The sequence below is a fragment of the Streptomyces sp. NBC_01224 genome (assembly GCF_036002945.1).
GTDB lineage: Bacteria > Actinomycetota > Actinomycetes > Streptomycetales > Streptomycetaceae > Streptomyces.
Map to the genome: position 1 here is coordinate 5,820,636 of NZ_CP108529.1, position 16,837 is coordinate 5,837,472.

The window sequence follows — 16,837 nt, forward strand, 5'->3', positions numbered from 1 at the left end:
CTGCCCCGGGGACCCGCACCTACGGCACCTCGACCCACATCCCCTCGGACGGCGTCCCCCTGTCGTCCGTCACGAACAGCATGTACCACCCCGACGGCACCAACGCCCGGTTCCCCGGCACCGTCACCGTGATCCCGCCCGCCGTCCTCTTCAGGCCCAGGGCCACCGACCGCTGGTCGGTGTCCGTGACATGGGTGACCGCACTCGGCCGCATCAGCTTCGCCGAGGTGATCGTCGCCCCGTGCGCCGTCGTGAACCTGCCCGTACCGCCGCGTCGGATGCTGTGCGGCCCGGCCGTCAGCTCGGGGCGCGAACCGCGGTACAGATACGGCGGCGTGTAGATCTCGATGCGCTGCTCGAAGACGCCCGGCCGGGTGTTCGCCCGGTCCGCGTAGAGCGAGTCCGAGCCGAAGACCACGACCCGGCCGTCGGGGAGGAGTACGGACCCCGAGTGGTAGTTGCGGCCCACCGCCGGGTCGGCGACCCGCTTGTACGTGTCCGTCCTCGGGTCGTACAGCCGGGCCTGCAGCACATTGGATCCGCCGCGCCCGCGGTAGTCGTTGGAGCCGCCGGTGACCAGCAGCGAGTCGTCGGGGAGGAGGGAGGCGCTCGGATAACGGGTGCCTTCCTCCAGCGAGGCGCCGTCCCGGAACCTCGGGGCGGGGTCCTTCAGGTCGACCAGACGTGACTTCGCGCTCGACCTGTCGGACTCGCCGACCCCGCCACCGCCGATGACCATGAACTTCTCGTCCTGGGCCGGGGGCAGCCGTACCGTCGCCGAGGTCTCCATCTCGTCGGCGTCGCTCAGGCCGGGGATCTTCCTGAAACTGTTTGTCGCCAGGTCCCAGATGCCGGGCTCGCGGCCGACATCGGCGGGGCCGTATCCGGCGTTCGACCCGGAGTAGAAGAGCTTCCCGTCGTTCAGCAGGAAGACCGCTGGGTATGTGGGGAACCTCCGGACGATGCCGGTGTACTGCCATTTCCTGGTCTTCGGGTCGTAGATCTCGTCCTTGCCGGGGACGATCTGCCCGATCTCGTCCAGCCCGGAGAGGGCGAGGACCCTGCCGTCCCGGAGGGTGGTCAGCGTCGGGTACCAGCGTGCCTCGTTCATCGGGTCGACGGTGATGTACTTCTCCGACACCGGGTCGAACTCGAAGGCTTCCCGGATGCCCTGGAAGTCCTTCTTGTCGAGGGCGAGCTTCTGCGCGATTCCGTATACGTTCCGCGCGTCGGAGCCGGTCAGGCCCGCGATCCGGTAGTTGTCCTCGGTGCCCGTTCCGTACTCCTCACCGGATTTCTGTGCCTCGACATAGATCCGGCCGAGTCCGGCGTCGTTGCGCAGGAACGCGCCGGTCCTCCTGTCGAAGACCTTGGTAGCCCTCTCGACCAGCACCGGATCCTTGGAGACGAACGTCCTGCCGTTCGCACTGCCCGTGAACCGGGTGCCCGCGGGCAGGGTGATCGGCTTGTCCGGGTCCTCGTTGTGGACGATCATCAGGCCGCCGGCCTTGGTGACATCGCCCTTGAGCTTCTCGTAACGCCTGGTGCCGCCGGCTATGAGCAGCTTGCCGTCGGGCAGCTGGGTGTGACCCGAGCAGAACATGTCCTCGGGCGTGGGGATGTTCTTGAACTCATCGGTCTTCGGGTCCCACAGCACCGACCGGAAGCTCTTCGCGTCGAAGTTCTTCCGGTTGTTGCCGGAGCCCGCGACGAGCAGCACTTTGCCGGTGTGCAGCAGTGCCGCGTGGATCGTATTGATCCGGTACCCGGAAGGGATGTCCAGGAAGTCCCAGTGGCCGTTCGCGGCCTTGTAGTCCGGCTTGTTGATCTTGTACTCGTGGTAGCGCTCGCTGCTGAAGCGGTACACCCACGGCCCGTTCGCTCCCGAGAGTGCCAGAACCACCGCCGTACTGATCGCCATGCGGCGGGTACGGAGGCTCGGACGGTACTTCATCGTTCACGTCCCCCAAGAGCGATCTGCATGGTCTGTTCGTCGTCGGCCCGCTCGTGATCGGCCCGTACGTGTGCCGGCTGCGGGGGCGGGGTGGTGTGGCGCTTTTGCTTCTCCGTGCGGACGGTGTACTGCCAGCCGAGGATCGGTGCCGCGGCAATCAGCAGCGCCATGGCGGCCCAGGTGAGCATCGCCGGATGACTGTGTCCGAGTACGAAGGAGGCGGCGATGGAGCCGCCGAAGACCAGGATGAAGAGGAGGTGGATCCGGAAGGTGCCGAAGAGGGTGTCCGGGCTGGACGAGTCTCCCTTGGGCGTGACCACGAACGAGCTCTTGCGGCGCAGCACGGCATCCAGCAGCGAGCGCGCGTAGACCGGGGCGGAGAGCGCGGACATCATCATGCCGGCCAGGCCGCCGGAGCCCTCGGGCTCGTGCGGTGAGACATTGTGCCGCCGGTTCCAGGTGTACAGGCCGATCTGGAGCGCCGAGGCATTGCCGTACAGCATCATCCAGACCGTTGGGTCGATCTGCACACCCGAGGCGCCCATCCCCAGGAACAGTGCGCAACTCAGGGCCGCGAGGATCCAGTTCAGGGCGGACATCGGGTAGAAGATGATCATCATGGTGTAGTTGAAGAGCTTGCCCACGGGGAGCGAGAAGAAGCCCTTCCAGTACTGCTTGAGGATCGTCTCGTACGTCCCCCGCGACCAGCGAAGCTGCTGGGTGAAGAAGTCCGTCCACGCGGTCGGGCCCTCGCCGACGGCCAGCACGTCCGGGGTATAGACCGAGCGCCACTTGCGGCCGGTCCGCGGATTGCGGGCGCGGTGCATCTCGAAGCCGGTCGCCATGTCCTCGGTGATCGAGTCGTACAGACCGCCGATCTGCTTGAGGGCCGAGATCCGCACCGCATTGCTGGTGCCGACGAACATCGGGGCGCCGTAGCGGTTGCCCGCGCGCTGGATCAGTGCGTGGAAGAGGAACTGCTGGGACTCGGCGGCCTTGGTGACCAGCGTGTCGTAGTTGCCGTAGACCTGCGGGCCGATGACGAAGCCGACGTCCGGGTCGCGGAAGTAGCCGAGCATCCGCTCCAGATAGTTGGGCAGCGGTACGTGATCGGTGTCGACGGAGGCGAAGAAGTCGTACGCGCCGCCGTGCGCGTCCAGCCAGGCGTTGTAGTTGCCGTGCTTGGTCCTCGCGCGGTGTGCACCCTCGGCCCGGTTCCAGCGCGCGACGCCCTTGCGGGTGAAGTGGTGCACCCCGAGCCGGGCGCAGACCTCCTTCGCGGCCGGGTCGTCGCCCTCGTCGAGCAGCCAGACGTGCACTGTCCCGCGGTGCCGGATGCGGATCGCGGCCTGAAGGGTCTTCGTCACCATTTCCAGGGGCTCCTTGCCCGGGACGAAGGAGGTGAGGAAGGCGACCCTGGTGCCGGTCTCCGGTACGACCGGGACCGGGTCGCGCGCGACCAGCGTCGCGTGCGCGTTCGACAGGACGTTCAGCGTGCGGAAGAGCTCGATCAGGCCGATCGAGACCAGCATCACGACGTCGAGGACCAGCAGCGTGTCGTTCTTGGGATTCGGGTCGCGCCGCGTCCAGTGATCCGGCTGCATGAGCCAGACGAACAGGCCGAGCGAGACGAGGGGCGCGGCGCCCAGCAGGAGCGCCGCGCGGATTCTGTGCGGCTCCTGCGAGATCAGCGAGCGGTACTGCACCCGGTACGGTCTGCCCGGATCGGGATGGGTCAGTGGGCCGGCGAGCCGGCTGTAGTGCTCGTAGTCGTAACGCGGCAATGCATTCTTCGGGTGCTGCCGTTGTTCCCCGGTCCTCGGCTGTGCGGGTATCCGGAGCTGAGTGGTCCGGGAAGGGTCGTTGTTCTGCTGCCGGGCGCCTGTCGGCGTCGACGTCATGGGTCATCCCCCTGCACGCATGGTCAGTGCGTGACTGGTCGGTCGTCTCGGCCACGGCGATTCCCCGTCGGTCGCCGCGGACGACATCAATGGCGGGCGACCTTCCGCTCAGACACGGAACGGCGCCCTTCCGGCTGTCTGATGCCTCCCCGACATCTGTCCCTGAGCGGGGCCCCCACCCCACGTAGCGGACAACCGGAACTTCCCCCTCTGCATCCCCCAACTGCACGGCGCATCAGCCTGGTTGGAGCTGACGGCCCTTAGACAGGTTGTCCGACCCCGGCCCCGATCGCAAGGGCGAAAAGGGTGGGTTACCAGTCATATGTGCGATTTAGGGAACCCTTGCGGCGGGGGTGCGCAGAGGTGTAATGCGAGGGCTCTTCGAGTCTCTGAGCGGCGAGGTGGTGACTGCGTGACAGCCGGGTGCCACGTATGGGCCTCGTGAAAGTGGCGACGCGGGGGCCCGGTTCATGAACGAACAAGGCCCCCTCACGCGTGGTGAGGGGGCCTTGACTCTGCGTGCGCCGCCAGGGACTCGAACCCCGGACCCGCTGATTAAGAGTCAGCTGCTCTAACCAACTGAGCTAGCGGCGCCTGCTGACCTGGAGAACTCTACCTGAAGGTGAGGTGTGCTCCTGACCATTTCCCGCCCATCACGGCCTGTCGGATGTTCGTTTTTTCTCTTCTATCCGTCAAAATGCGATATGTCGGGAGAGTCGAGACACTGGCGCCCGTGCAGATGCGCCCAAAGATCTTGACGAGTGCGGAGGGGAATCGCATGACTGTGCCGGCTTTCGAGGAGTACGTACCCGCCAGCGACTGCACCTGTGCGGGGTGCGCCGCACAACGGCGCACCGCCGCCAGTGCCTTGTCCCTGCGGTACGGAGGTCATCCGGCCGCACATGGCGCGCGCCGCGCGCTGGTGCTGGTCACCGCGGCCGGAGTGGTGCTGAGCGCCGGCGTGGCCGAGGCGGCGCGTGCGCCGGGCGGCCGGGCGGCGGAGGCGACCGGAGCCGCCCGTACGGACGAGGCGACGATGTCGGTGGACCCGGAGACCCCGGCCGACGAGGACGACCCGCTCACCCCGGTCGACCGGGATCCGGACAGTCCGCAGGGCGGGCCGGGGCCGCTGCGGGGCACGGGGGCCTCGGGCCCGCCCTCGTCCACCGGGACCACGCTGCGCAAGACCAGCCGGGCCGCGATCATCAACCGCGCGAAGAAATGGGTGTCCGCGCAGGTTCCGTACAGCATGAACAAGTACTGGTCCGACGGCTACCGGCAGGACTGCTCCGGCTATGTGTCGATGGCCTGGAACCTGCCCGGCAACGAGTGGACCGGCAGCCTCGCCAACTACGGGAAGAAGATCGCGCGGGAGAAGCTGCAGCCCGGCGACATCCTGCTCTTCCACAATCCGGCCGACCCCACGAAGGGCTCGCACGTCACGATCTTCGGCGGCTGGACCGACTCCACGCACACCCACTACACGGCGTACGAGCAGACGAAGCCGCACACCCGCAAGCAGACGACGCCCATGGCGTACTGGACCAACTCCGCCAAGTACGTCGCGTACCGCTACAAGTCGCTCAGCAGCGACAGCGGAGTGTTGACGAAGGCGTTCCCGGGCTCCGGGAAGTTCGGTACCGGCATCAGCAACACGTACGTCACCCAGCTCGGGAAGATGCTCGCGGACCGGGGTGGCAGGCGCTTCTACAAGGTGGGCCCCGGGCCGGGCTGGGGCGACGCCGACCGGCGCGCGACCCGGGCTTTCCAGCAGGCCCAGGGCTGGAAGGGCAAGGAAGCGGACGGCATCCCCGGCCCCGACACCTGGCGCCACCTGGCCAACGGGACCGGTCGCGACATTCCCGCCGCCGGAAGCGGGAGCGGCCGGGGCGATTCGAACCCGGCTTCGAAGTTCCCCGGGCGGGGCTATTTCCGGCCCGGTCAGTCGAACGGCCATGTCGACAGGCTCGGCAAGCAGTTGGTGAAGAAGGGATACGGCAAGCACTACCTGTCGGGACCGGGGCCCCGCTGGACCGAGGCGGACCGGCGCAATGTCGAGGCCTTCCAGCGGGCCCAGGGCTGGCGGGGCGGAGCGGCCGACGGCTACCCCGGCCCGGAGACCTGGCGACGACTCTTCGCGTGACAAAACGGACATGACGGAGGCGGGAATGGGATCCACGGTGTCGGACAGCTCCGGAGCCCCGGAGAACGCGAGGGAACGGGAAGGGAAGCGGGAGCAGGGGGAGATGCCGGTGCGGGTGTGGGGTCCGGACCAGGTGAAGGCGCGCGACGGGGCGGGGGAAGCGGGCGAGGAGACGGCTCCGGATCCGGGGAGCGGTGCGGGGGCGGCATCGGGTTCGGGTAACGGTGCGGGCCCGGGGGTCGCCCCGGACGGGGAGCCGGGCGCCGGTCCCGACTCGGTGGTCGACCTTGTGCTGGACCTGGTCCCGGGTGAGGACGTGGACTCCGCGGCCCTCGGTGCGACCTCGGCCTCGGTATCGGTCCCGGCCGTGGGCACCGCACCTGTCCCGGACGCCGCGCCCGTCCCGGCCTCGACCGGCCACCGCACCGGATCCGGTTCCGGCACCCCGTCCTCATCCCTGCCTCCGTCCCCGTCCACGAGCCGGGCCGTTCCCGGCATGGTCTTCGACTCCCTCCCCGTCGCCGGGGGCGACGGGGAGGAGCAGTCCGGCGACGCCCCGTGGAGGACCGGGCGGCATCACGCGGTCATCGCCAATGAGCCGACCGCCGCCATCCCCGTACACCAGCTCTTCCGTGAGAACCCCGAGCACACCGACGCGGCCGCGCTCCCCGCCGGTGTGATGCGGCGGGGGCCCGGCGGTGACCAGCCGGCGGCGGGGGTGCCTCGGCCGCCCGTGCCGAGGGGGCCGCAGGTGCCGCCCCCGACGCGGCCGGCGCCGGTCGGTGATCCACAGCTTGCCGAGCGGCCGGGGCCCGCGCTGCCCGGCTGGGTGGCACTGCTCGCCGGGCTGGCCGGGATCGTTGCCGGTGGCGCTGTCCTCTGGTGGGTCGGCGCGCTGCCCGCCGCCGCGCTCGCCCGGTTCGGGATCGGCTCGCGTCCGTACGACGGGATTGGTTCCGGCGTCTGGGCGGCCCTCGCCGTGCTGGTGATGGTGGTGATCTTCGCGCTCGGCGGCCTGGGCCGCGGACGGGTCGGGTACGCCTGGGTGCTGACGCTCTTCGGCGAGTACCGGGGGAGTGCGCGGCGGACCGGGCTGATGTGGATCAGCCCGCTGCTGCTGCGCCGCCGGGTCGACGTACGCCTGCGGCACTGGCGCAGCGAACCGCTCCCCGCCGTGGATGCCAACGGTACGGCGCTGCGCGTCGTCGTCCTCGTCGTCTGGCGGATCAGGGACACCGTACGGGCGACGCTCGGGGTCGCGGACCACGAGGCGTATCTGCGTGAGCAGGTCGAGGCGGCGATGGCCCGGGTCCTCTCGCAGCTGCCCGCCGACGCCTTCCACGAGGACGCGCACACCTTGCGCAACGCGGAGGCCGTCGGTGATGCGCTGACCCGGATGCTGAAGGCGGACTGCGAGCCCGTCGGCATCGAGGTGTACTCCGCGCAGCCGACCGGAATCGAGTACGCACCGGAGATCGCCGCGGCCATGCAGCGCCGCCGGATCGCCGCCATCGACGCCAAGCACCGCGACAGCGTGCTGACTTCGGTGGTTGACGCGGTGGACGACACTGTCAACCGACTGACGGCGAGGGGGCTCGTGGAGCTGGACGACTACGAACGGAAGGCGCTGGTCAAGGACTTGACGGTGGCCTTCTACACCGGACGCAGTGGCGGGGAGGGCGCCTGACGGTTTCGGGGGACGCTCCGGCGACGAAGCGGAATCCAACTCCCATTGGTCTGGACATGTTCATGTCGCGTCAATAATCTAAGGCTTGGTCTAGACCGCAACACATGCGCGCAGCAGGGCTCATGGAACCTCCCCCACGTTCTTGAGGAGCGACAGCAATGCGTAAAAGGGCAAGCGCGGCCGTAGTCGGCCTGGCAGTAGCGGGCGTCTCGATGCTCGCGACGGGCAGCGCCAGTAGTCACGGTTACACCGACAATCCCATCAGCCGCCAGAAGCTCTGCGCCAATGGCACGGTGACGGGCTGCGGCAACGTCCAGTGGGAGCCGCAGAGCGTCGAGGGTCCCAAGGGCTTCCCGGCGGCAGGTCCGGCCGACGGCAAGATCTGCTCCGGCGGCCACTCCGAGTTCGCCCAGCTCGACGACCCGCGCGGCGGCAACTGGCCCGCCACCGATGTCACAGCGGGGCAGGGCTTCGGCTTCCGCTGGCAGTTCACCGCGCGCCACGCCACGACGGACTTCCGCTACTACATCACCAAGAACGGCTGGGACCCCACCAAGCCCCTCACCAGGGCCGACCTGGAGCCGCAGCCCTTCATGACGGTGCCGTACGGCGGCAAGCAGCCCCCGGCGACCCTGACCCAGCAGGGCACCATCCCCACCCAGAAGACCGGGAAGCACATCATCCTGAGCGTCTGGACCATCGCGGACACGGCGAACGCGTTCTATGCGTGCTCCGATGTTCAGTTCTGACGTGTAGTCAGTTACCGTGCGGCGCCATGGGGAGCGCAGGCACCGTCGCGGAGCTCGTACAGCGCCAATGGGGCGACCACCGGCCGGGACTGAGATCCGAGGACACCGTCCTCAGCCATCACCAGGTCGCCTCGGGTGCTGCCGCACGGGCCGCGCTCCTGGCGGATCTGCTGCCGGCGGGCAGCGAACCGCACCTCGGGGTGCTGCTGGACAACACTCCTGAATTTGCTCTCTGGTTGAGTGCGGCGGCCCTGGCCGGGGCCGCCGTCGCCGGTATCAACCCCACCCGGCGCGGCGCCGAACTGGTCCGCGACATCCTGCACACCGACTGCCGCGTCCTGGTGACCGAACGCGCGCATCTCTCGCTGCTCGACGGCCTGGATCTTCCGGGTGTACGGGTGCTGGTCACCGACACCGATGCGTACGCCGAACTGCTCGCCCCGTACGCCGGGGCGAAACCGGGCGACACGGTCCTGGCCGAAGTCGGGCCCGGAACCCGGATGCTGCTCTACTTCACCTCGGGTTCGACCGGTGCCCCCAAGGCCGCGATCTGCTCCCAGGGGCGGCTGGCGGCGGCCGGGCGGTCCCTCGTCGATCACTTCGGCGTCCGGCGCGAGGACGTCCACTACATCTGTATGCCGATGTTCCACGGCAACGCGGTGATCGCCGACTGGGCGCCCGCGCTGGCCGGTGGGGCCGCGGTCGCGCTGCGCCGCCGCTTCTCGGCCTCCGGATTCCTCGACGACGTACGGGCGCACGGGGCTACGTACTTCACCTATGTCGGCCGCGCCGTGCAGTATCTGCTGGCCACCCCCGAGCGCCCCGACGACCGCGAGCACCCGCTGCGGCTCGGCTTCGGCACCGAAGCCGGCGCGGTGGACGCGGCCCGCTTCCGGGAGCGGTTCGGGGTGCGGCTGGTCGAGGGCTACGGCTCCTCCGAGGGTGGCGCGGCGATCCAGCGGACCCCGGACACCCCGGAGCGCGCGATCGGCAAGGCGGCATCGCGCGACGATCTCGCGGTCGTCGACCCGGAGACCGGTGAGGAGCGGGCCGCCGCGGTCTTCGACGAGTCCGGGAGGCTGGCCAACGGGGCGGACGCGATAGGGGAGTTGGTCAACCGGGGCCGTACGCCCTTCGAGGGGTACTGGCGCAACGCGGCGGCGGATGCGGACCGGGTGCGCGGCGGCTGGTACTGGACCGGGGACCTCTTCTTCCGCGACGCCGACGGCTTCCTCTACTTCGCGGGCCGTACGGACGACCGGCTGCGGGTGGACAGCGAGAACCTGGCCGCCGCGGTGATCGAGAACATCCTGGCCCGCTGGCAGGACGCGGCGGCCGTGGCGGTGTACGCGGTGCCGGACCCGGTCGCCGGTGACCAGGTGATGGCGGCACTCGCGATGCGGGAGGGCGCAGCCTTCGACCCGTCCGCCTTTGCCGCGTTCCTCGGGGCGCAGAGGGACCTGGGTACGAAGATGGCCCCCCGCTTCGTACGCATCGTCCCGTCGATGCCGGTGACGGCAACGAACAAGGTGCACCGGGTCGGGCTGCGCCGCGAGGGGTTCTGGTGCGGGGGTCCGGTGTGGTGGCGAGGCCCCGATGACGCGTACGCCCCGTTCGAGGGCGAGCAACCGGCAGCCCTGCTGCGCGAGTACGAGGCACACGGGCGTGACGACCTGCTGTGCTCCGGGAGCAAGTCCTGCTGTCGTGACGCGCAGTAGGGCGAGCGGATGGTCGGACGCGATGTGAGGGAGATGCGTGCGGTGCTGCCCGCCCACGCGGCGGCACGCGGCGCTGCCGACGGTGAAGGCCGAACCGTCCCTGTGTGCCCTGCCGTTGACGCTGAAGCCATTCGTGGACACCCTCAACCCGCACGGGCTCGGAGCCCAGACGTTCAAGGTGGGAGGTGCGCCGTCCTGGGCGCAGTGCACGACCCGTTGGCGAGGCGTCGCTCAGCCTGCCGCTGGACGACGGCCGACGAGTCCGAGCAGCTGCTCCAGGGCGGGAGAGCCCGCGGAGATCTCGACCGCCGGGGCGAACGGAGTCCTTGCCCGGTCGTCGGACGGTGCTCCGGTCGGGATCTGCGTCGCGACCTTGAGTGAGTAGCGGACGAGGTCGGCGCCCGGATCGTAGGCAACGCCGATGGTCTGAGCGACGTCCCAACCGTGGACTACGCAGTCGAGCACATGCATACCGAGCGCGACCCGGCCGGGAAAGAACCCGAACTCCCTGATCTGGAGCGAATGATCCAGGACATCCTCGGCGAACGCCCTCGCCATGGCGTCGGCCGAGTCGAGGTACGCCTGGTAAGGATTCCCACCCAGGTTGCCCTGGTCCCAGGCCCGGAGGTCACCGGTGACGCCTGCTGCGGCGGCTGCGAAGCCGAGGTTCTCGCTCACTTGGTGGCGGAGCAGGCCGTGCAGTGTCCAGTCGGCACACGGCGTTGGAAGACGAAGCTGGTCCGGGCCGATCTGCGCGATCACCGCTCCCAAGGTGGCGAGGGCACGGCGGTCCAGTTCCCTGATATCCACGACCGCGACGTTAGCCGTGCCCCCGCTTTCGGGCCACTCGTTTCCGCAGGCGCCTCAGCCTGTCCCGATGCCTGTCGGGGGCGAACGTTGCCTGAAGCGCACCAAGTTTTGGCTAGTCGAGCACGGCAGCGACGGCTTCGATCTCTACGAGCTGGTCGTCGTAGCCGAGCACGGTGACTCCGATCAGGGTGCTGGGGACGTCGTGGTCTCCGAACGATTCCCGGACCACCTCCCAGGCGGCCAGGTCGCCCGACTGCGGGGCCTCGGCTCCCGGTCACGCGACCGCCGCCGCAGCGTCCTCGACGCGAAGAACGGGAACGACTTCCTCGTCCATGGAGCCATCGTCGCAGACCACCCAGGGCGAACGTTGCCTGATGCGGCACTAGTTCGTCAGGGTGAGCTCCTCCCGCGCTGCCACCGCGGAACTGGGCCGCAGCAGCGTCACGGCCAGCATCGCGCCCGCCAGCAACAGCGCGGCCCCCGCCACCGAGGCGTACTGCATGCTGTGCACGAAGGCCTCCCGCCCGATCGAGATCAGCGAACCGTCCCCCGTGGCCACCGCACCCGCCAGCGTCTTACGGGCGTCCTCCGGCGCGGAGCCCGGCATGTCGGCCGTGTAGACGGCCGTGGCCACCGCACCGAGCAGGGCCATCCCCATCGCACCGCCGAACTCCTGCCCGGTCTCCAGCAGCGAGGCCGCAGAACTCGCCTTCTCCGGCGGGGCAGTGGACAGCGCCAGGTCCGAGACGAGCGCCATCACGGTGACGATGCCGCAGCTCATCACGGCGCAGCCGCCGAGCAGCAGCCACAGCGAGTCCGTACCCGTCAGGGCGAGAACGGCGAAACCGGCGGCGGCGATGACGAAACCGGCGCAGATGACGCGCGTACGGTCGGTCCGCTGGGCGATCGCCGTGGCCGTCGGGGCGGCGGCACCCACCGCAAGTGACGGGGCCAGGCTCCACAGTGCGGCCTCCATCGTGCCCATGCCGAGCACCGACTGCAGATACTGCGTGGTGAAGAACGAAGACCCCATCATGGCGAACGCGGCCAGCGCGTTCAGCCCGATCCCGGCCGCGAAGCCGCTGTTGCGAAAGAGCTCCCGGCTGATCATCGCGTCGCCGTGGCTGCGCTGGCGGCGGACGAAGAACCAGCCGATGACGAGCCCGGCGGCGATGATCAGCGCGTTCCGCACATCGAGCCCGTGCGCGGCGCTCTCCTTGACTCCGTAGACAACGGGCAGCACGGCCCCCATCGACAGCGGCACGCTCAGGAAGTCGAACCGGCCGGGGCTCGGGTCCTTGAACTCCGGTACCAGCACCGGCACCAGGATGAGCAGCAGCACCATGGCCGGCACATTGATCAGAAAGACCGAGCCCCACCAGAAGTGCTCCAGCATGACCCCGCTGAGCACCGAGCCGAGCGCGATCCCGCCGGCCATGGCACCCGACCAGATGCCGACGGCCCGGCCGCGCTGCCGTTCGTCGCGGAACATGTTGCGCACGAGCCCCATCGTCGACGGCATCAGCGTCGCACCGCCGATCCCGAGCAGGGCGCGGGCCGCGATCAGCATCTCGGGGCTGGTGGAGTACGCGGCCGCGACGGAGGCGGTACTGAACGCGAACGCCCCGAGAAGCAGCAGCTTGCGGCGGCCGATCCGGTCGCCGAGCGAGCCCATCGTGATGAGCAGACCGGCCAGGGCGAAGGCGTACACATCGAAGATCCAGAGCTGCTGGGTGGCGCTGGGGGCGAGGTCCCGGTCGATGGACGGGATTGCGAAGAAGAGGACGGAGACGTCCATCGAGACGAGGAGGAGGGGCAGCAGGAGGACCACGAAGGCGGTCCATTCCCGGCGACCGGCGAGGTGGCCGCGCTCGGCGGTGGTGCTCGTAGCGTTCGTCATGCCAGGAAATGTACGAGCGTTTAAAACGCTTGTCTAGTACGGATGTGTAAAACGTTCGTACATCTCGATGGGCAGCAAAAAACGCACTGGCGGTTCACGTGTGAACGTGAACCGCCAGTGCGTTGTCTGTGCGCCGCCAGGGACTCGAACCCCGGACCCGCTGATTAAGAGTCAGCTGCTCTAACCAACTGAGCTAGCGGCGCCTGCTGACTCGAAAATAATACCTGCTCCCGAGGGTGCTGATGACACTCGGGCAAACGTGACGTATTAGGGCGAATCGATCCGTCCAGCAAAATCAAGCCCGTCCGGCGATTGAGGACGAAGTCGTCCCGGGTGCACCCCGGTGGGCCTCGCCGAACCCTCACCCCTAGAGCGCCAGCGACAGAAGCACGGGCGCCGCCCGCCGATTCAACGTGGCTGCCGCCTCGCGCAGGCGATGGGCGTCCTCGACCGGCAGGGACAGTGCCAGGCAACCCGCCGACGACCCGGCCGTCAGCGGTACCGCCGCGCACACCGTGCCGACCGCGTACTCCTGGAGGTCGAGCATCGGGACCGTCGCCGGCTGGCTGTCCAGCTTGGAGAAGAGCACCTTCTCGTTGGTGATCGTCCGCGAGGTGAGCCGGGCCGTCTTGTGGCGCGAGAGGTGGTCGCGGCGGCCGTTCTGGTCGAGCTGGGCCAGCAGGCACTTGCCGACGGCCGAGGCGTGCGCGGAGGAACGGAAGTCCACCCACTCGTTGACCGCGGGAGTGCGGGGGCCGTCGGCGTACTGCGTGACGCGGATCTCGCCGTCGACGTACCGGCTGATGTAGACGGCCGCACCGACCGAGTCGCGCAGCTGCGCAAGCATCTGCTGGAGCTTGGTCTCCAGGGCCTGTCTGCGGGCCGCGCCGGAGCCGAGGAGCAGGAGCGAGGAGCCGATGACATACGCGCCGTCGGTGACCTGCTCGACGTATCCCTCGCGGCGCAGCATCAGCAGCAAAGAAGTGAGATGCCCCATGGGTAGTCCCGTCTCCCGGGAGATCTGGGTGTCCGGCACGCCGGTGCCGTGCTTGGAGACCGTTTCGAGAACACGAAGGGCGTACTGCACCGAATGGAACGGTGCGGTCGGTTCGGGCTTCAACGTCACGGTTTCCCCCCACCAGGTTGTGACCGCAGGCTCTGCCCTCACGATAGCCGCCAAGAGCCCTTTCAGGGGCGGCTGTTGGCGACTTGATGGGGTGCCCCGAAGCCGCAAGCTGGGGCGCACCCGTCCGGCATATGCCAGAGTCATTGGCGTGCGAGGAAGTGGCGAGGTCACAGCACTGCGGCGAGGAACTCGCGCGTACGTTCGTGTGCGGGATCCGTGAAGATTTTTTTCCGGTGATCCCGACTCGATCACGCGTCCAGCATCGAACATCAGTACCGTTTCCGAGACGTCCCGTGCGAAGTTCATCTCGTGGGTCACACAGAGCATGGTGATGTCGGTGTTCCTGGCGATGTCGCTCAGCAGCTCCAGCACGCCCGCCACCAGCTCCGGGTCGAGTGCGGACGTCACCTCGTCCAGCAGCAGGATCTCCGGCTGCATCGCCAGTGCGCGGGCGATCGCCACCCGCTGCTGCTGGCCGCCGGAGAGCTGGGAGGGATGCGCGTCGATCTTCCCCGAGAGCCCGACCAGGTCGAGCAGCTCGCGGGCGCGGCTCTCCGCCTCGTCGCGGTCCATGCCCAGCACGCTGACCGGGGCCTCGGTGCAGGCCAGGACGAAGTGGAGGACCAGCAGGGTCACGTGCGCGGTGAGCGTCTCACCGGTACGGTCGCGCAGCTGCTGGATCACGGTCATCAGGTCGGCCGCGGAGATCAGCCACTGACCGTCATGCGGAGATGTCCGTGACGGACAGGTGAAGTGGCCGACGGGCCCGGCCCGTCGAGGTCACTCGCTGCGGTCCCGGACGGGTACGTACCCGCGCTGTTTGTCCACCACGTTCGGCAAGGGCTCCCCGGCCGACCAGAGTTCGTACATCTCCACGAACTGCTCGCCCAGCCGGTCCCGCCAGCCCGCCGTGTCGCCGCTCATGTGCGGCGACACGATCAGATCCGGTACGTCCCAGAGCGGGCTCTGCGGCCCCAGCGGCTCCTGCTCGAACACATCGAGCGCCGCGCCCGCGATCCAGCGCTTGCGCAGCGCGGCGACCAGATCGTCCTCGACGACCATCGGGCCGCGCCCCACATTGATGAATCGGGCCGACGGCTGCATCAGCCCGAAGAACCGCGCGTCGAACATGCCACGGGTCGACTCCGTCAGCGGCGCCGCGCAGATCACCCAGTCGGCCATGGAGGCCAGCCGATCCAGCTCTGCCACGCCGTGGATGGTGCGCCGCGCCCGGCGTCCCACGAGCGCCACCTGGACCCCGAGAGCGATCAGCAGTTGGGTGATCTCCCGCCCGATCGGGCCCGCGCCGACGACCACCGCACGGCTGCCCGCGACCTGAGTGCTCTCCCTGTGGCGCCACAGCCGCCGGTGCTGGAGCTCCAGCGTGCCCGGGAGATCCTTGGCGAACGCCAGCACCAGGCCCGCCACGTACTCGGCGATCGGCCGCTCGAAGATGCCCCGCGCATTGGTCACCACCGTGTCGGAGGCCGCCAGCTCCGGGCAGAGCAGCCGGTCCACGCCCGCGCTCGCCGTATGCACCCATGCCGGGCGCGGTCCGTCACCGGGCCAGGCGGCCCGTACCGCGTCGGAGGTGAAGTCCCACACCAGCAGTACGTCGGCCTCCGGGAGCTGCGCGGCGAGTCCGGCCTCGTCCGTATAGCGGACGGCGGCCCGGCCGGTCAGCCGGCCGAGACGCGGCGACGGGTCGGTGTCCAGGACGAGCAGGGTGGGCTCTGACATGAGAGACAGTCGCTCCGCTGCGTCTGAGAGGTGCGGTTCGACCACGCTCGCACCCGCGCCCGGCTTCGTCAACACGTCGCAGTGGGGGTGGCGACGGATGGGGGAATACTGGGGAAGAGGCGGGCGAAAACGGTCACGGGTAGGGCATACCCGGACCCGTCCGGCCCCCGAATACCCGTCCAGGAACCCGCAGGAACAGGAAGGGTGGACATGACGACCCTCGGTTTTCTCTACCCGGGCCACCACTACGCGGAGGACGACTTCCCGCGGATGGAGATCCTGCTCGACGCCGTCAGACTGGTCGTGAACCACACCGAAGTCGACGAGGACGCCTACGGGATCGACGCGCTGCTACGGACCGGCGCGCCCGAATGCCTGGCCGCCGGGGTGGCGGAGCTGCAGCGCGCCGGTGTCGAGTCCGTCGTGTGGGTGAGCAGCGGTGGCAGCTTCCTGTACGGCTGGGAGGGCGCCCATGAACAGACCGCCGCCCTGGCCCGGGCGGCCGGTGTGCCCGCCTCCAGCACCTCCTTCGGCTTCGTCCATGCGGTACGGGAGCTGGGCGCCGACCGGGTCGCCGTCGCCGCGACCTACCCCGAGCACATCGCCGCACTGTTCACCACCTTTCTCCGGTCCGCGGGCATCGAGGTGGCCGCCACTCACGCCGCCTCTCTCTCCTCCGCCGCCGAGGCCGCCGCCTGGGACCTGGACCAGGTGAAGGAACTCGTCACGGCCGCGGACCGGCCGGAGGCCGATGTGATGCTGCTGCCCGACACGGCCCTGCACACCGTCTCGCACGTGGTGGAGCTGGAGAAACTCCTCGGCAAGCCGGTCCTCACCGGGAACCAGGTGACGGTCCGGGAGGGGCTGCGGCTGGCGGACCGCCGGTCCTGGTCCCCGAGGCTCGGCAAGATCTTTGCCGAGCGCGAGGCGCCCCCGGCCCCGGTGGCCACATGGGGCGCGGGCCGGGAGCGCGCGCACAGCGGGAAGAAGGGGTGGCCCGGAAAGCAGACCCACCCCGGCTGGTGAGCCGGGGGACGGTCGGTGAGTCAAGGGATGGCCGGTGAGCCGGGGGAATAAGCGGAGACCACCTCCTGTTGCGTCCTGTGGAC

11 protein-coding genes, 2 tRNA genes and 2 pseudogenes are annotated in these 16,837 nt (G+C 69.2%); 5 read left to right on the top strand and 10 right to left on the bottom strand.

Annotated features, from left to right (window positions below; genetic code table 11):
• Positions 1-19 precede the first annotated feature (19 nt).
• The 3 genes from OG609_RS26205 to OG609_RS26215 form a co-directional block, all read right to left on the bottom strand.
• Positions 20-1,954: a galactose oxidase-like domain-containing protein gene (locus OG609_RS26205; RefSeq protein ID WP_327275065.1), complete on the bottom strand. Its 1,935-nt coding sequence runs from the start codon at positions 1,952-1,954 to the stop codon at positions 20-22.
• Positions 1,951-3,855: a glycosyltransferase family 2 protein gene (locus OG609_RS26210; protein WP_327275066.1), complete on the bottom strand. Its 1,905-nt coding sequence runs from the start codon at positions 3,853-3,855 to the stop codon at positions 1,951-1,953. Before OG609_RS26210 ends, OG609_RS26205 begins: the two co-directional genes overlap by 4 nt.
• A gap of 520 nt (positions 3,856-4,375) precedes the next feature.
• Positions 4,376-4,449: transfer RNA gene (locus tag OG609_RS26215), tRNA-Lys, on the bottom strand.
• A gap of 184 nt (positions 4,450-4,633) precedes the next feature.
• Here OG609_RS26215 and OG609_RS26220 point away from each other — a divergent pair.
• The 4 genes from OG609_RS26220 to OG609_RS26235 all read left to right on the top strand — a co-directional run bounded on the left by OG609_RS26220 (position 4,634) and on the right by OG609_RS26235 (position 10,152).
• On the top strand, positions 4,634-5,998 hold the full coding sequence (locus OG609_RS26220; RefSeq protein ID WP_327275067.1) for a peptidoglycan-binding protein: 1,365 nt from the start codon (positions 4,634-4,636) through the stop codon (positions 5,996-5,998).
• 25 nt (positions 5,999-6,023) lie between these two features.
• Positions 6,024-7,685: an SPFH domain-containing protein gene (locus OG609_RS26225; protein WP_327275068.1), complete on the top strand. Its 1,662-nt coding sequence runs from the start codon at positions 6,024-6,026 to the stop codon at positions 7,683-7,685.
• A gap of 158 nt (positions 7,686-7,843) precedes the next feature.
• Positions 7,844-8,434 carry a lytic polysaccharide monooxygenase auxiliary activity family 9 protein gene (locus OG609_RS26230; RefSeq protein ID WP_327275069.1) on the top strand — a complete coding sequence of 197 codons (591 nt, stop codon included), beginning with the start codon at positions 7,844-7,846 and terminating at the stop codon, positions 8,432-8,434.
• A gap of 26 nt (positions 8,435-8,460) precedes the next feature.
• Entirely contained in the window at positions 8,461-10,152 is a 1,692-nt protein-coding gene (locus OG609_RS26235) for an AMP-binding protein (protein ID WP_327275070.1), read from the top strand.
• 231 nt (positions 10,153-10,383) lie between these two features.
• Here the strand turns inward: OG609_RS26235 and OG609_RS26240 are convergent, their stop codons facing one another.
• The 7 genes and pseudogenes from OG609_RS26240 to OG609_RS26270 all read right to left on the bottom strand — a co-directional run bounded on the left by OG609_RS26240 (position 10,384) and on the right by OG609_RS26270 (position 15,728).
• Positions 10,384-10,962 carry a TIGR03086 family metal-binding protein gene (locus tag OG609_RS26240; RefSeq protein WP_327275071.1) on the bottom strand — a complete coding sequence of 193 codons (579 nt, stop codon included), beginning with the start codon at positions 10,960-10,962 and terminating at the stop codon, positions 10,384-10,386.
• Between the two features lie 112 nt (positions 10,963-11,074).
• Positions 11,075-11,203: pseudogene (locus OG609_RS26245) on the bottom strand (RidA family protein); the annotation flags it as partial.
• A gap of 141 nt (positions 11,204-11,344) precedes the next feature.
• Entirely contained in the window at positions 11,345-12,862 is a 1,518-nt protein-coding gene (locus tag OG609_RS26250) for an MFS transporter (RefSeq protein WP_327275072.1), read from the bottom strand.
• Positions 12,863-12,991: 129 nt separating this feature from the next.
• Positions 12,992-13,065, bottom strand: a tRNA-Lys gene (locus tag OG609_RS26255).
• Positions 13,066-13,229: 164 nt separating this feature from the next.
• Entirely contained in the window at positions 13,230-13,988 is a 759-nt protein-coding gene (locus OG609_RS26260) for an IclR family transcriptional regulator (protein ID WP_327275073.1), read from the bottom strand.
• A gap of 167 nt (positions 13,989-14,155) precedes the next feature.
• Positions 14,156-14,588 (bottom strand): annotated as a pseudogene (locus OG609_RS26265) (amino acid ABC transporter ATP-binding protein); the annotation flags it as partial.
• A 180-nt stretch (positions 14,589-14,768) separates the two neighbouring features.
• Complete coding sequence (locus tag OG609_RS26270; protein ID WP_327275074.1) at positions 14,769-15,728, bottom strand: D-2-hydroxyacid dehydrogenase; 960 nt, start codon at positions 15,726-15,728, stop codon at positions 14,769-14,771.
• Positions 15,729-15,938: 210 nt separating this feature from the next.
• Between OG609_RS26270 and OG609_RS26275 the strand changes: the two genes are divergently transcribed.
• A complete protein-coding gene (locus tag OG609_RS26275; protein ID WP_327275075.1) occupies positions 15,939-16,754 on the top strand; it encodes a maleate cis-trans isomerase family protein in 816 nt (271 codons plus the stop codon).
• Positions 16,755-16,837: the final 83 nt, after the last annotated feature.

Coding starts and splice junctions, on each gene's coding strand:
- OG609_RS26205 (WP_327275065.1), bottom strand. CDS start 1,954: ATGAAGTACCGTCCGAGCCTCCGTACCCGCCGCATGGCGATCAGTACG.
- OG609_RS26210 (WP_327275066.1), bottom strand. CDS start 3,855: ATGACGTCGACGCCGACAGGCGCCCGGCAGCAGAACAACGACCCTTCC.
- OG609_RS26220 (WP_327275067.1), top strand. CDS start 4,634: ATGACTGTGCCGGCTTTCGAGGAGTACGTACCCGCCAGCGACTGCACC.
- OG609_RS26225 (WP_327275068.1), top strand. CDS start 6,024: ATGGGATCCACGGTGTCGGACAGCTCCGGAGCCCCGGAGAACGCGAGG.
- OG609_RS26230 (WP_327275069.1), top strand. CDS start 7,844: ATGCGTAAAAGGGCAAGCGCGGCCGTAGTCGGCCTGGCAGTAGCGGGC.
- OG609_RS26235 (WP_327275070.1), top strand. CDS start 8,461: ATGGGGAGCGCAGGCACCGTCGCGGAGCTCGTACAGCGCCAATGGGGC.
- OG609_RS26250 (WP_327275072.1), bottom strand. CDS start 12,862: ATGACGAACGCTACGAGCACCACCGCCGAGCGCGGCCACCTCGCCGGT.
- OG609_RS26270 (WP_327275074.1), bottom strand. CDS start 15,728: ATGTCAGAGCCCACCCTGCTCGTCCTGGACACCGACCCGTCGCCGCGT.
- OG609_RS26275 (WP_327275075.1), top strand. CDS start 15,939: ATGACGACCCTCGGTTTTCTCTACCCGGGCCACCACTACGCGGAGGAC.